The organism is Paenibacillus sp. FSL R7-0163, from assembly GCF_037969975.1.
Classification (GTDB): Bacteria; Bacillota; Bacilli; order Paenibacillales; family Paenibacillaceae; genus Paenibacillus_AQ; species Paenibacillus_AQ odorifer.
In genome coordinates this window covers 100,543-113,296 of the sequence record NZ_CP150224.1, presented here as the reverse complement: position 1 = coordinate 113,296, position 12,754 = coordinate 100,543, and the positions used below count along the sequence as shown (strand labels likewise).

12 protein-coding genes are annotated in these 12,754 nt (G+C 48.2%); 1 reads left to right on the top strand and 11 read right to left on the bottom strand.

Translation table 11 applies throughout. From position 1 onward, the window contains the following. Positions 1-54 precede the first annotated feature (54 nt). The 6 genes from NST45_RS00470 to NST45_RS00445 form a co-directional block, all read right to left on the bottom strand. The gene (locus tag NST45_RS00470; protein WP_339824534.1) at positions 55-888 is read right to left on the bottom strand and encodes a prohibitin family protein; all 834 of its coding nucleotides are present in this window, start codon (positions 886-888) and stop codon (positions 55-57) included. 105 nt (positions 889-993) lie between these two features. Beyond that, on the bottom strand, positions 994-1,767 hold the full coding sequence (locus NST45_RS00465; RefSeq protein ID WP_076308758.1) for a hypothetical protein: 774 nt from the start codon (positions 1,765-1,767) through the stop codon (positions 994-996). A gap of 192 nt (positions 1,768-1,959) precedes the next feature. Then, positions 1,960-2,958 (bottom strand): LLM class flavin-dependent oxidoreductase, encoded by a 999-nt coding sequence (locus NST45_RS00460; protein WP_076128737.1) that lies wholly within the window; start codon positions 2,956-2,958, stop codon positions 1,960-1,962. Between the two features lie 21 nt (positions 2,959-2,979). Then, positions 2,980-3,462, bottom strand: coding sequence for an Rrf2 family transcriptional regulator (locus NST45_RS00455; RefSeq protein ID WP_076137019.1), 483 nt, complete (start codon positions 3,460-3,462; stop codon positions 2,980-2,982). A gap of 188 nt (positions 3,463-3,650) precedes the next feature. Continuing rightward, entirely contained in the window at positions 3,651-5,027 is a 1,377-nt protein-coding gene (locus tag NST45_RS00450; protein WP_254857101.1) for a SulP family inorganic anion transporter, read from the bottom strand. Positions 5,028-5,288: 261 nt separating this feature from the next. Further along, the gene (locus NST45_RS00445; protein WP_339824529.1) at positions 5,289-6,365 is read right to left on the bottom strand and encodes a bifunctional 3-deoxy-7-phosphoheptulonate synthase/chorismate mutase; all 1,077 of its coding nucleotides are present in this window, start codon (positions 6,363-6,365) and stop codon (positions 5,289-5,291) included. A 623-nt stretch (positions 6,366-6,988) separates the two neighbouring features. Between NST45_RS00445 and NST45_RS00440 the strand changes: the two genes are divergently transcribed. After that, entirely contained in the window at positions 6,989-7,534 is a 546-nt protein-coding gene (locus NST45_RS00440; RefSeq protein WP_038573366.1) for a glutathione peroxidase, read from the top strand. 66 nt (positions 7,535-7,600) lie between these two features. Here NST45_RS00440 and NST45_RS00435 read toward each other — a convergent pair whose 3' ends face one another. The 5 genes from NST45_RS00435 to NST45_RS00415 form a co-directional block, all read right to left on the bottom strand. Then, positions 7,601-7,942, bottom strand: coding sequence for a 4Fe-4S binding protein (locus tag NST45_RS00435; protein WP_076099941.1), 342 nt, complete (start codon positions 7,940-7,942; stop codon positions 7,601-7,603). Then, entirely contained in the window at positions 7,939-9,528 is a 1,590-nt protein-coding gene (locus NST45_RS00430) for an FAD-binding protein (protein ID WP_339824526.1), read from the bottom strand. Before NST45_RS00430 ends, NST45_RS00435 begins: the two co-directional genes overlap by 4 nt. 180 nt (positions 9,529-9,708) lie before the next feature. Beyond that, entirely contained in the window at positions 9,709-10,767 is a 1,059-nt protein-coding gene (locus NST45_RS00425; RefSeq protein ID WP_339824524.1) for an ABC transporter substrate-binding protein, read from the bottom strand. Positions 10,768-10,814: 47 nt separating this feature from the next. Continuing rightward, the gene (locus tag NST45_RS00420) at positions 10,815-11,147 is read right to left on the bottom strand and encodes a ferredoxin family protein (RefSeq protein ID WP_036680289.1); all 333 of its coding nucleotides are present in this window, start codon (positions 11,145-11,147) and stop codon (positions 10,815-10,817) included. Next, complete coding sequence (locus NST45_RS00415) at positions 11,144-12,751, bottom strand: FAD-binding protein (RefSeq protein ID WP_036680291.1); 1,608 nt, start codon at positions 12,749-12,751, stop codon at positions 11,144-11,146. Before NST45_RS00415 ends, NST45_RS00420 begins: the two co-directional genes overlap by 4 nt. Positions 12,752-12,754 lie beyond the last annotated feature (3 nt).

The window sequence follows — 12,754 nt, the reverse complement described above, 5'->3', positions numbered from 1 at the left end:
TATAGAAGTAGGGCTTTTTCATCAGAGGAAATAAATCAGAAACCCAATAATGAATTATTTAGTCAGGGATTGAACATCCACAAAAGGTGTGGCTCCCCCTGTTACAGATGGCAGCACGCCGTTCCATTTTTCCAGCGCTTTCTCCTGAACCTCAATTTGCTTCAGCTGCACCAGCTCAGGTGTAACCTCTTGCTTCTTAAGTCTTAAAGATTCAGCCTCTGCTTGCGCCTGGGCGATTTTTTGCTTCGCTTCAATCTCAATCCGCCGGAGATCATTTTCGGCCTTCAGCGCCTGCTGCTGGGCGACCTGCTTTGCTTCAATCGACTGGTTAAATGCCTCCGAGAATTTAAAGTTAACGATGTTAATATCGTTGACGATCAGGTCATATTTTGCCAGCCTAGCGGTTAAGTGCTCACTGATCTCACTCGACACTACATCACGACGCGTAATCAAATCCTCTGCTGGATATTTGGCTGTCACTTCTTTAACGATTTCTTGAATGGCCGGATTGATAATTACACTATCAAAATTACCTCCGATATTGTTCATCAGATTAAAGGCGGAAGCCTTATTTACGGAATAGTTCACCGCCACATGTGTGGACACGGGCTGAAGATCTTTTGAAGAGGCTGAAGTATCGGTCTCCGCCTTCGTTACCTGTGTATTGACCTGAATCACCGTCTGAATAAATGGAATTTTAAAATGAATGCCGGGTGACAATGTATTGTCATTTAATTTACCAAAGGTTTTGTATAAACCTACATGCCCATATTCCACAGATACAAAAGAGTTCGCGCCGATCAACAATGCAATAAGCACCGCTGCAATACCGGTGACTATTTTTCCCGGACGCAGCTGTTTCAATTTCGGATTCATTTGCATATTCATCCAATACCCCTCCTAGATTATGGATAATCATTCAAGCTTAACCGTCTATACGGAGGTTTAGGGTAAATGGTCGCAGGAAATATTTCAACAGCAGTGGTCATGGCGTTACCGCTCTGGGATCAGTCCTTCTACGGTCAACCGGAATTTCTTGCTCTGCTTGTCCCCGATATTAGAAGCTTCATATATTCCTTCATCCGTTAGCACCACGGAGTCCGCCTTTAAAGCATCATTAACGAAAGTTATCTCAGCGTGATCAACATTCCAGCGGTAAATATAGGCACTCATCGGATTTCCATGTGCGGCTACACCCTCAAAAGATCCATCCTGATCAACATCCAGCTCTTTGGAATGTCCGGTATCAATTTGCAGCAAACCCGAGGGGTTACCGCTCTCGTCGATTAAATAATAGTTACTGAGCGAGTTATTTGCTCCTAGTCCCCCGGTGATTTTCAACACCTTTTCGCTAAATAGCCGCACTACTTCTACCTTGATATCCTCCGGTTGACGATAATTATAAGTTCCTATCGCCCCTAGACTGTATTGTCCTTTGGAAGTAGAAGTTCTGGCATACACATAGTCTTCGTCACTAGCCATCGTATACACACTCACTTTGACTCCTCCAAAATCCTCCAGCTTCTTCTCTGTAATCAAAGTAGCGCCTGTGGGTGGAGCACTTAGTTGAGAGACTATGGGTATTGTATCCACCAGCTTCCACTCCAGCTTAATGAGGTTAGCAGCGGTGTTTGTTGGCTTCGGTCTTGAGGTGTGGTAGTCGTTATCCGATTGAGCGGGGGATGGGTCCACCTGATGTTGGCAACCTGCCAGCAGATTCATTAGAAGCAAGGCTGTCAGCGTAACGGATTTATGTAAAGGAAACATCCTTGATCACTTCCTAACCTCTTTTAAAATTAAATCTTTCATTAATCATAGATGAAGTTAGACATTCAAATGTTACTTTTAGGAGGCGGGAGGGTTAATTTATTGTCTTTTGAGGACCTACTTCGATCAAAAAAATTAAATTGGCATACAAAAAACCCGCATCAAATGCGGGTTAAGGTTAGCTATCCAGAATCAAGAGCCTAGCAGTTCACGCGCCAGTAGCCGGTAAACCTCTAGCCGTTTCTCCTGCGAATGTGGGATGCTGCATATCATTGCTTCTTGGAATCCATATTGTGCTTGTTCTTCTTGCAAACGTACGGCGATGTCTTTAACCGCACCAACTAAATGAATCTTGCGCCCTTCCTTGATTGACATCCGGTCAATTTCCGATAGCGAAATGTTCTGAGCTTCTTCTGGTGTCAGCACCTGAGTAATCCGGCCCTTACTCATCATCAACCGAAAAATATCCTGCGGTAATGCTTCATACTCAGCTTCTTCCTTCGTTTCTGCTGTGGTCACCATATAGGATACACTGATCTCTGGTTTGTCCATAAAGATAGAAGGCTGGTAGTTATTCCGGTAATGGTCCAAGATTTCATTACTCATCGCACCATTAAAAAATTGTGCGAAGGAGTATCCGACTCCCATTTGTGCAGCTTTTCGCGCGCTATTGCCGCTCGAGCCTAACAACCATACTTCTGGGAGCGCCACCTTCGTTGGAGCAGCGAGATTTTTGGCATATAGCTCATCTTCCGGAATCTGATCACTAAGCAGCTGCATGGTAATGCCAAGCTTGTCATACATATTATGCAGCATTAACTCACGGCCTTCAGATAAAGCGTACATGGCGCTTGTATCGCCACCAGGAGCTCGTCCCACACCAAAATCAATTCTCCCCGGGGAAAAAGCACTTAACGTTTTAAATACTTCAGCCAGCTTAAGCGGAGAATAATGCATCATCATTACACCGCCGGTGCCGATTCGAATACGGTTGGTCTTGGCGGCTAAACGGGCAGCCGTTACTTCCGGAGCTGAGCTAGCAAATGTATTTCCGCCATGGTGCTCTGCCATCCACATTCTGCTATATCCCAGCTCATCTGCTAAAATGGCGAGTTCTTCTGCTTTATTCAGGGCACCTTCCGCAGTGTTGCCGCTTGTCACGGGTGCCTGATCCAATATGCTTAATCTCATGCGAATACATCCCTTCTTTGGTTAGATGACCATTTTATTACTGACCCATTCCTCTAGGGCTGCAATCTTATCTTTAAAGCGTTCACCACGCATTTCCTCCGACAACGAAGCAATAGTCTCCCGCTTTAATACGGCTTTCCAAGAGGATTCAGCTTCTTCCATCAGATTCGATAACAGGCAGCAGCTGTCTTCTTTTTCTAAATCCAACATATCTACCAGAATACCATTCGATGAATACAGCGACTGCTGGCCTTCCACCGCGAGGTAAACGTCATATACACGAATATCTTCAGGGCTTTTCTTTAATTTAAAACCGCCTTTAATGCCGGGAACAGACGTGATGATGTCTGCGGTTACCAGCTTTCTTAACAGTTTCTGAAAATAGGTCGCCGATGCTCCGAGCTGCTGGCTAATCGCTTCCCCAGACAACACCGCCTTATCCGGCAGCATGTTGAGTAGAACCAGTGCATATACCGACTGCTCTACCCCTGTTTTCATATGCATGTACAGCACCTCTATTTACGTAAATAGTTTGATTCAAACTGTAGATAATACCATCCGCGTATAAAGCGGATAAACATTATCCACTTTATATTTTATATTATTTTAAACCCAAAGTAAAACCTTGCTGGCCTTTCTTTCAGTTAATATCTGCTATAAAAAAAAGATCGCGCATATAACGCAATCTTTTTTCATATGGATAATCCCACCCGCTGAACCAGCTGTGAGCTCTGGTCATTAAGTCCGGTAATGGTGACTTTTTTGCCATGCTCGGCGTATTTGCTCATCGTCTTCGCTATGGCATGGACAGCGGATTGGTCCCACACATGGGAGTGTGAAAAATCGATAATAATATGATCCGGATCGCTATCGTAGGCGAATTCATGAATGAAGTGGCTTGTCGTGCCGAAGAACAACTGGCCGGATACCGCATATGTTTTGGAAGAGGTTGCTTCCTGAACAGTTAGGCGGATCGAAGCTATTTTCCAAGCAAACGTTAAAGCACTTAGCAGAACTCCAAACAAAACCCCAATAGAAAGGTTGTCCGTAACCACCACAGTGACCACCGTCACAATCATAACCAGCGCATCGCTTAGCGGAACACGGGTTAAAGTTTTGAGTGAGCCCCATTCAAAGGTGCTGATACAGACCATAATCATTACGCCGACGAGCGCACCCATCGGGATCTGCTTCACCACATCGCCAAGTACGATAATTAAGAATAATAAAAAGATCCCTGATACAAACGTGGACAGACGCGTGCGTCCTCCTGACTTCATGTTAACCATCGATTGGCCAATCATCGCACAGCCTGCCATCCCTCCGAAAAAACCAGTGACTACATTCGCAAGCCCCTGTCCCTTCGCCTCTCTGTTCTTATCACTACCTGTGCCCGTAATATCATCTATTAAGGTGGCAGTCATCAGGGATTCCAATAGCCCAACTACAGCCAGCGAAAGTGAATATGGCAAAATAATAAGCAGCGTATCCAGCGTGAACGGGATTTGCGGGAGATGGAATAGTGGCAAAGTTGCTGTAATATTCCCCATATCGCCTACGGTTCTTACGTCCAGATGAAGAGCGATGCTAAGAATAGAAACAATAACAATCGCTACAAGTGCTGAAGGTACGGCTTTGGTAAACCGAGGAACCGTGTAGATAATAAGCAAGGTCAGAGCTACCAGTCCGTACATCACCCAGCCTTGTCCTTTAAAATGGGTAAGCTGTGCCATAAAAATTAGTATCGCCAGCGCGTTGACAAAACCCGTCATGACCGGCTGTGGCAAAAAGGTGATAAACCGCCCCAGCTTTAGCATCCCCATCAATATCTGAAACACGCCAGCCAATACAGTTGCCGCGAACAGATACTCTATTCCATGTTCTAGTACGAGACTTCCGACTAACAGAGCCATAGCTCCCGTAGCCGCCGAGATCATTCCGGGTCTGCCTCCGGCAAGTGCCGTTACAATCGCAATGCAAAAAGAGGCATATAAACCAACCATCGGACTTACTCCCGCCAGGATCGAAAAAGCGATCGCTTCAGGAATCAGCGCAACGGCTACGGTCATCCCCGATAAAATATCGGTTCGAGTGTTAGAAAACCACCCATTATTTAAGGTAAGCTGCTTCAAAATCTATTTTCCTCCTGTGACTATTAAAATGTGTGGATCTTTTGTCAGAAAAGACCCGGGGCCGGTGCAACGCTAATGTTGCTTATTGTACTCGACCCACCTTCACCTTCACAAAAAGATTAGTTAGACTTGTAAGCGCTTATACACCTCATTTTCTAGCGAATCCTTAAAATATCATGCAAATTCTATATTTCTAGATTACCGGTACAATCCGGAAGCCTTCACTTCATTAAAGAAGGTGTTGAATTCATCAATGTTCAGCTGCTGAGCGGCATCAGACAATGCGGTTGCAGGATCAGGATGCACTTCCACCATTATGCCGTCAGCTCCAGCTGCGAGTGCGGCTTTCGCACATGGAATAAGGATGTCTTTGCGGCCTGTCGAGTGAGTTACATCAACCAATACTGGCAAATGACATTCCTGTTTGAGAATTGGCACTGCTGAGATATCAAGCGTATTGCGGGTCGCTTTTTCATAGGTACGAATTCCACGTTCAATCAGCATGATCTGTGTGTTTCCACGAGACATGATGTATTCCGCTGCATGGATGAATTCATCGAGTGTGGCAGCCAATCCACGTTTCAGCAGCACCGGCTTGTCGACTTCTCCGACCGCTTTTAGCAGCTCGAAATTATGCATATTACGTGCACCGATCTGGATGATATCCACATAATCAAGTGACTCTTCAATATGTCTTGGATCTACAATTTCGCTGATGGTCAGCAGTCCATATTCATTTGCTGCTTCTCGTAATATTCTTAAACCGTCCATTCCCAGTCCTTGAAAATCATAAGGTGAAGTCCGAGGCTTGAAGGCACCACCACGCATTACACGTACTCCGGCTTTTTGCAGGGCGGCAGCTACGGTGCGAGTCTGTAGTTCACTTTCCACGGAGCAAGGACCGGCTACCATCAGTGAAGAAGCACCGCCAACCGTTACATCTCCCGGCAGAACAATCACTGTATCCTCTTTGTGGCTCTTTCGGGCTACCAGTAAAGTTTTTTTATGATCATCTGTTTGTAAGTCCAGAGAAGCTGAGAAAATTTGTTTGAAGAGGCTACGGATCGTCCCGTTAGTGAAAGGGCCATTGTTGCTCGCTACGAGCTTATCCAGCATCTGTTTTTCCCGTTCTGGATCAAATTTAGGGACACCTTGTTTTTCTTTTACTCCTCCAATCTCCTGAACAATCTTAGCCCGCTCGGAGATCAGCTCCAGCAATTGCCCATTAATTTCATCCAGACGACCTCTAAGAACATCCAATTCCACGTTACTCATTACCCTTCCACTCCCTCTTTTTGTTATAATTTGGAACACAAAAAGGCCCCCCGTCGCAAGGGACGAGGAGCCGTGGTACCACCCTTATTTAGAATTAACCCGAATACTAGCACAAAGGAATAGAATCTCATGTTCCCCTGACTAAGAATTAATTCTGTCTTTCACCCGGTAACGCGGGGCGCGGGCCTCCCTACTCATACCTGCCACAACCTGTGACAAACTACTTCAGGGGCCGACTCGGAAGTGAACTTCGGCATTAATCGTCTCATGAGGGTGCTCTCAGTCTCCGGCACGCCTTCCCTGTTAAGATCCGCTATAATGCTTACTCTCTTCGTCATAGTCCTTATCTATGTCAGCGCGGCTTTTGCGCTGGTTTCTGCTATCTTAATCAAAAAACGTCCCCGATGCAAGATAATAATGGAACGCAGAGTAGCTTTAACGCAATAAATTTTTTTGACTGATCCATACCCATTATCTATCCTATTCCAACCTGGCAATTACGGTTCCAATTCCTTCAAGCTGTATTGTTTGACAGCGATAATTGAATTATTTACAATTTAATTATTATAAATATTTCCTGTTCTTTTTCAAAAAGCATAGATAACTGAAGGGATGTAGCAGCCATGAGCATTTATCAATATTCAGCACGCAGTATTCGGGGAAAAGATATCGAGCTAGAGCAATACAAAGGTAAAGTGCTACTGATAGTGAATACAGCAAGTAAGTGCGGATTTACCCACCAATATTCAGATCTGCAAAAGCTTTATGAGCGGTACGAGGAACGCGGCCTCCAAATTCTCGGCTTTCCTTCCAATCAATTTGGAGAGCAAGAACCCGGCAGCAATGAAGAGGTTAATGTATTTTGCCAAATCAATTACGGGGTAACCTTCCCACTCTTTGAAAAGGTTGACGTAAAAGGCGAAGCTAAACACCCTCTTTTCACCTACCTGACAGAACAGGCTGGATTTGAAGGGTTCGACATCAACCATTCTTCAGGAAAGCTGCTGCAAAGCATGCTTGAAGACAAAGATCCAGAGGCTCTGAACAATGACGAAATCAAGTGGAACTTCACTAAATTCCTGATTGATCGCGAAGGCAATGTGGTCACTAGATTCGAATCTACGGTGGACCCGCTGGATATTGAACCAGCTATCGAAGCCCTGCTATAAGTTTCTAATATATGAAATATCCGCCCAGCTTTCGGGCGGATTTTTTGGGTTTAAGCATCTGCTTAATCATGTTCGGTACTGCTCGGTAAACACTTCAAAATAAGGAGTCGTGTCCCTCTCCGCCATCGAACCATTCGCACCAGGTCCCCAGCCGATTTCAGCACGCCAGCTTCCCAACACACCTGACTGAATCAGCGCCTCCTCATTTACACCGATCAGCTGATCCGCCTGTGGTGCCACGTATAAAGCATCTACAGGACAATAAGCTTCACACATGAAACAGGTCTGGCAATCTTCCTGACGGGCAATGACCGGAATCTTCCCCTGCATTTCGAATACGTTCGTCGGACACACTTTCGTACACAGCTTACAACCAACACAACGCTCCAAGCTGATTAATTCGATCATATCGTTTGCCCCTCCTTCAGCGCATTCAGTTCATGAGCATGGGGCACAGCCTCTGTACTGACGCTTATATGTTGAATACCGGATAAGATCAGCCGGTGAGTCTGGCGCGGATCAAGCTCCGGATATTCCGCTAGCTTTTGCAGTCCGCGGGTCTCTTTCCGGGCGAGTGCCGCGGTGTACATCCACCTGCCGACCGCGAGCATAGCCGCGGCTTCACGTGATTGCACGATGCCCTGAACGCTGGCAGGAGCCTGCCCGTTCAAATAGGGCATCAAGGCATTCAGCCGCTTCAAGGCTGAAGAAATGCCCGGCTCGCTGCGGAAATAATTGATCTGCAGCGGCAAGATTTCACGCTGGATTGCCGCGATTAGCGGCTTCACCTCCAGCGTTTCCGAGGCATCGGCGCCAGCCGCCAGCCCGTAGCGTCCCGCTGCGGTCAGCTTGCGGCTGTTCGCCTGTCCTCGGCAGGACAGCGCATGCTGCGCGGCTCCCTGTCCAGCCCAGCTTCCGCTGCACATGGCCCAGGAAGCGTTATAAGCCCCGCCGCCGGAGATGGCGCCGGTCACTTTCTCGCGAGATGCGGCATCACCGGCCGCATAGAGTCCGGGCACGGTCGTCTGGCAATCCGTGCCGCTCAAGCGCAGACCGCCAGTCCCGCGCATCGTGCCCTCATAGCGCAGGGTGAGCGGGAATTTCTGCTTAAACGCATCAATTCCCGCCCGCTCCAGCGGCATAAAGAAAATCGGATGCGCTTTGCGCAGGAAATCCTGTTTCTCCGCGGTGTCTGCCAGATCCAGCGAAGCGTAAACCGGACCCTTCAGCATCAGCTCAGGAATGCTGCCAAAGGTCCGATCCCCTCTATGCAACGGATGACCGTCCGCGTCATAGAGAGTGGCCCAAGCCAGCATGCGTCCACGTGTTACGGTTCCGTCCGCAAAGCTTGGCGCATATTGGCGGCTGAATTCCATACCCGAAAGATCAGCTCCCACCTCTGCGGACATCAACAATCCTTCCCCTGTCAGCACGTTGCAACCAAGACCTTTGCTGAGAAAAGCACAGCCGCCGGTAGCCATCACAACGGCATTTGCCTTCACTTCCCAGGACTCTCCTGTCAGGCGGTTGATCCCACGCGCTCCACCAACACCGTGTTCATCGTGAAGAAGTTCCAGCGCTGGTGACTGATCAAGAATTGTGACCCCTGCTTTGCGCACAACTTTTCGCATAATCCGCATATATTCTGGTCCATGGAGATGGGTACGCAGTGAGTTTCCTTCTTCATCCTTCGGAAACGGATACCCCCACTGCTCCACTTGAGCCAGGTTCTGCTCTACCTGATCCAGCACCCGGTGAATCCAAGCATTCTCCGATAAATATCCGCCGGCCTTAAGTCTGGCCTGCACTGCCTGCTCCCGCAGCTCGGCAATGGGAGGGATAACGAGCAATGTTGTTCCACCCGGTGCAGTTGCGCCACTTGTGCCCAAGTAGCCCTTATCCGCCAGGACTACCTTTGCACCTTGCGAGGCTGCACTCCATGCCGACCACGCCCCAGCAGGACCTCCGCCAAGCACGAGGACATCCACTGTCATTTTCTTCTTAAGCTGCGACATATTTTTTCCTCCTACACCATTAGCTGAGTTAGTTGAACTTAAAAATCACTAAAGGGAGGAGTGGCGGAGAGGCGGCCGAAAGTCCAAATATTCACCGCAGTCACTCAATTACCTTTACAGAAGAATCTTAAGTTCAATTAAAGCAGCTTTTAAGCAACTTTATTGCAGCCGCCAATCGCTAATATTGAAGTCTTTTTTCGCTAACTTCTCTTCGACGAGGAAGTTTTTGGTACCGTCCAGCAGCTTTGTTCCTTCATCAGTGAACGCAGTATCCTTGATATCACTAATCGGATTCACTTGCTTCGCCAGCTCAGGCGTTGTATCTCCGATTTCAGCCAGAAATTGATAATACTCATCTTCATGCTGCTTCAAGTCTGCCAAGGCTTTCTCTCTAGCTTCGTTCCATACCTTCGGAAAATCAGGGAATTTCGCCAGATAATCCTCAGACACAACTGTTGCGCTAGAACCAAGCAGGTTCGGGTGCTTCGAGGCATCATCCAAGTGAGTGTAACCTTGGTCAATCAGCTTCAGCGCAGGAACACCTAGATTTGTTGTAGCATCTACATCTCCACGGGCTAAAGCTGCAGTAGCATCAGGAATGAGCATATGCACGAGTTTGTAGTCGGTCACGCCTTCTTCCTGTAGTAATCCAACTACATAACGGTGCATGAAGGAGCCTTTTTGAATCGCGATAGTTTTACCTTGCAGATCTTTCACCGTCTTGGGCCCATCCTTCTTGCCGATCAAATAACCAATCGTGTTCGCGGAAGATTGTGAAATCAGACGGGTCTTGGCTCCAGAAGCGTAGGCAATAATAGCAGGTGTATCTCCAAGGCTGCCGATATCCAGCCGACCACTAATCAAGGATTCTGTCTGATCCGGACCGTTTGGAAAGCCAGTAAGCTTCACTTCAGTAATGCCGTATTTCTTCAACTCTTCTTGAATAATCCCTTTATAAAAGCCCCAACCCTCTGCACCGCCAGGCACATTCAATTTGTTGGAACCGATAAACCCAAAGTTCAATACCGCTGGAACATTGCTCGTGGCCTCTTCTCCCGCCTTCTCCGTATTTGATCCCCCGGAGGCAGATGCTCCATTGCCGCCCGTATTATTTCCGCAAGCCTGAAGCACCAGCATGGCCATCATAATTGTAGTTAAAAGTGCAAACCGAATCTTCCTAGAACGTTTCCCTTGAATCTCTCTGTACGCTTGTTTCATTGTTTCTCCCCCTAGGTTTATGCTATTTATTTAAATCTTGATCAAGCTCAGAACCCTGCCCTCGACGCCAATTTATACATAAAGTCATGGCTTGCCACCGGCTGCCTGCCCTTACCCCAGCCTACTTTTTCACGATAACCGCCAAGTAGTCCCTGCTCCTGAAGTTCCGCTTCTGTCACACCAATAATATTCTCAGAGTCTGGTGCAACGTAGAGAGCATCGACAGGACAATACAGCTCACACATAAAGCAAGTCTGGCAATCGCTCTGCCGGGCAATAACAGGAATGCCATCCTCTACCCGTTCGAAAACATTAGTCGGGCAGACAGATACACATTGGTTGCACTCTACACATCTGGCAGCGCTGATCACCTCAATCACGATAGAACACCCTCCTTAGCCACGGCTTCCGTCTTCACCCATACCTGATCTAATCCGCCACTGATCAAGCGGTGATGCTGGCCATGATCTGTAGCCTTGAAATCCTCACGCTTATGCATGCCTCTCGTCTCTGTACGAGCAAGTGCAGAATTGTACATCCAGCGGGCTGTTGCGGTCATGGCTTCGGCTTCCCGTGCCTTGACCCCTTCTGGCGTACGCTGAATTTCGCGGCTTCGTTGCTCTTTCCACAATCCATCCAGACGATCTAGTGCAGAAGTCAGCCCTTGTTCTGTCCGGAACAAATTGATGTCATACGGCTTCACCTCAGCCTGTACAGCAGACACATACTCTGCCGTTTGGGCCGCCACTCCCGGCTTCACTTCCTGATGCACCAGTGGTGATGATGATAAGCCGACTGGACTACGCTGCGCAGCGTGCGACCCCAGACTCTGTGCATAGACAGCAGCTCCTTCACCAGCAAAAGAACCTGAAGACATCGCCCACGCCGCATTATGGCTGCCACCGCCAGTAAAACCTCCGCAAATCAGCTCGCGGGTAGCAGCATCTCCTGCCGCGTAAAGTCCGGGAACACCTGTGCCGCAGCTTTCATCTGTAATATGGATGCCCCCCGTCCCCCGAACCGTGCCTTCGAGCCGCAAAGTAACCGGAAACGCATCCTTGAACGGATCAATTCCCTGGCGGTCAAATGGAAGGAAAAAGTTCGTCTGCGCCACCCGCAGCAACGGTCTCAAATCCTCTGGTGCTCCATCCAACTTGGCGTACACCTGATTACCTGCCAACAGATTCCGGGCAATTACAGAACGGCCTTTCTTGGAACCGGCTCCCTCCACAATGCTTCCATCCTCATAATAAAAGCTGGCATAGCTGTAATACGCCGTCTTGGTCACCGAAGAGAACGTAGGGCAAATCGCATAGGCATTGGAGAATTCCATGCCGGACAGATTCGCCCCAGCCTCAGCAGCGAAGAGATAACCATCTCCGGTCAACACGTTGCAGCCAAGTGCCTTGCTTAGGAAGGCGCAGCCTCCGGTAGCAATGACGACTGCTCCTGCCTGAACAGTCCAGGTTTCTCCACTCTGGGTATGAACTCCAGCCGCTCCAGCTACGCCATGCTCATCTGCCAGGAGTTCCAAGGCTGGGCTGTGATCTAGAATTTTGACGCCTGCCTTTTTCACCAGCCTACGCATTAATTTCATATATTCCGGTCCTTGCAGACTTCTTCGGAATTGATTGCCCTGCTCATCTACAGGGAATGGATAACCGGAAACACCCAGCTTGTTCATATTGGCATAGGTTTGATCCAGCACCCGGTCCATCCAGCGAGATTCAGCCAGCTGCCCGCCAAGCGCATAACGACTTGCTTTTGCCTCTTTCCGGAGCTTCTCATCCGGCTTCACATACCAGACTCCCGTTCCCGACGGTGCCGTTGCCCCACTTGAACCGCAGTACCCTTTATCTGCAAGGATTACTTTGGCCCCCTTCGCTGATGCAGTAAGGGCTGCCCACGTTCCTGCCGGACCTCCTCCGATAACGAGCACGTCTGCCACCAAATTCACCGATCCTTTTTTCACCGATCCACTCATATG

What these genes read in the sequence shown, in the direction of transcription:
- NST45_RS00470 (WP_339824534.1), bottom strand. Translation starts at nt 888, where the DNA reads ATGAATATGCAAATGAATCCGAAATTGAAACAGCTGCGTCCGGGAAAA.
- NST45_RS00425 (WP_339824524.1), bottom strand. Translation starts at nt 10,767, where the DNA reads ATGAAACAAGCGTACAGAGAGATTCAAGGGAAACGTTCTAGGAAGATT.
- NST45_RS00465 (WP_076308758.1), bottom strand. Translation starts at nt 1,767, where the DNA reads ATGTTTCCTTTACATAAATCCGTTACGCTGACAGCCTTGCTTCTAATG.
- NST45_RS00430 (WP_339824526.1), bottom strand. Translation starts at nt 9,528, where the DNA reads ATGACAGTGGATGTCCTCGTGCTTGGCGGAGGTCCTGCTGGGGCGTGG.
- NST45_RS00450 (WP_254857101.1), bottom strand. Translation starts at nt 5,027, where the DNA reads ATGACCGTAGCCGTTGCGCTGATTCCTGAAGCGATCGCTTTTTCGATC.
- NST45_RS00460 (WP_076128737.1), bottom strand. Translation starts at nt 2,958, where the DNA reads ATGAGATTAAGCATATTGGATCAGGCACCCGTGACAAGCGGCAACACT.
- NST45_RS00440 (WP_038573366.1), top strand. Translation starts at nt 6,989, where the DNA reads ATGAGCATTTATCAATATTCAGCACGCAGTATTCGGGGAAAAGATATC.
- NST45_RS00415 (WP_036680291.1), bottom strand. Translation starts at nt 12,751, where the DNA reads ATGAGTGGATCGGTGAAAAAAGGATCGGTGAATTTGGTGGCAGACGTG.
- NST45_RS00435 (WP_076099941.1), bottom strand. Translation starts at nt 7,942, where the DNA reads ATGATCGAATTAATCAGCTTGGAGCGTTGTGTTGGTTGTAAGCTGTGT.
- NST45_RS00455 (WP_076137019.1), bottom strand. Translation starts at nt 3,462, where the DNA reads ATGCATATGAAAACAGGGGTAGAGCAGTCGGTATATGCACTGGTTCTA.
- NST45_RS00445 (WP_339824529.1), bottom strand. Translation starts at nt 6,365, where the DNA reads ATGAGTAACGTGGAATTGGATGTTCTTAGAGGTCGTCTGGATGAAATT.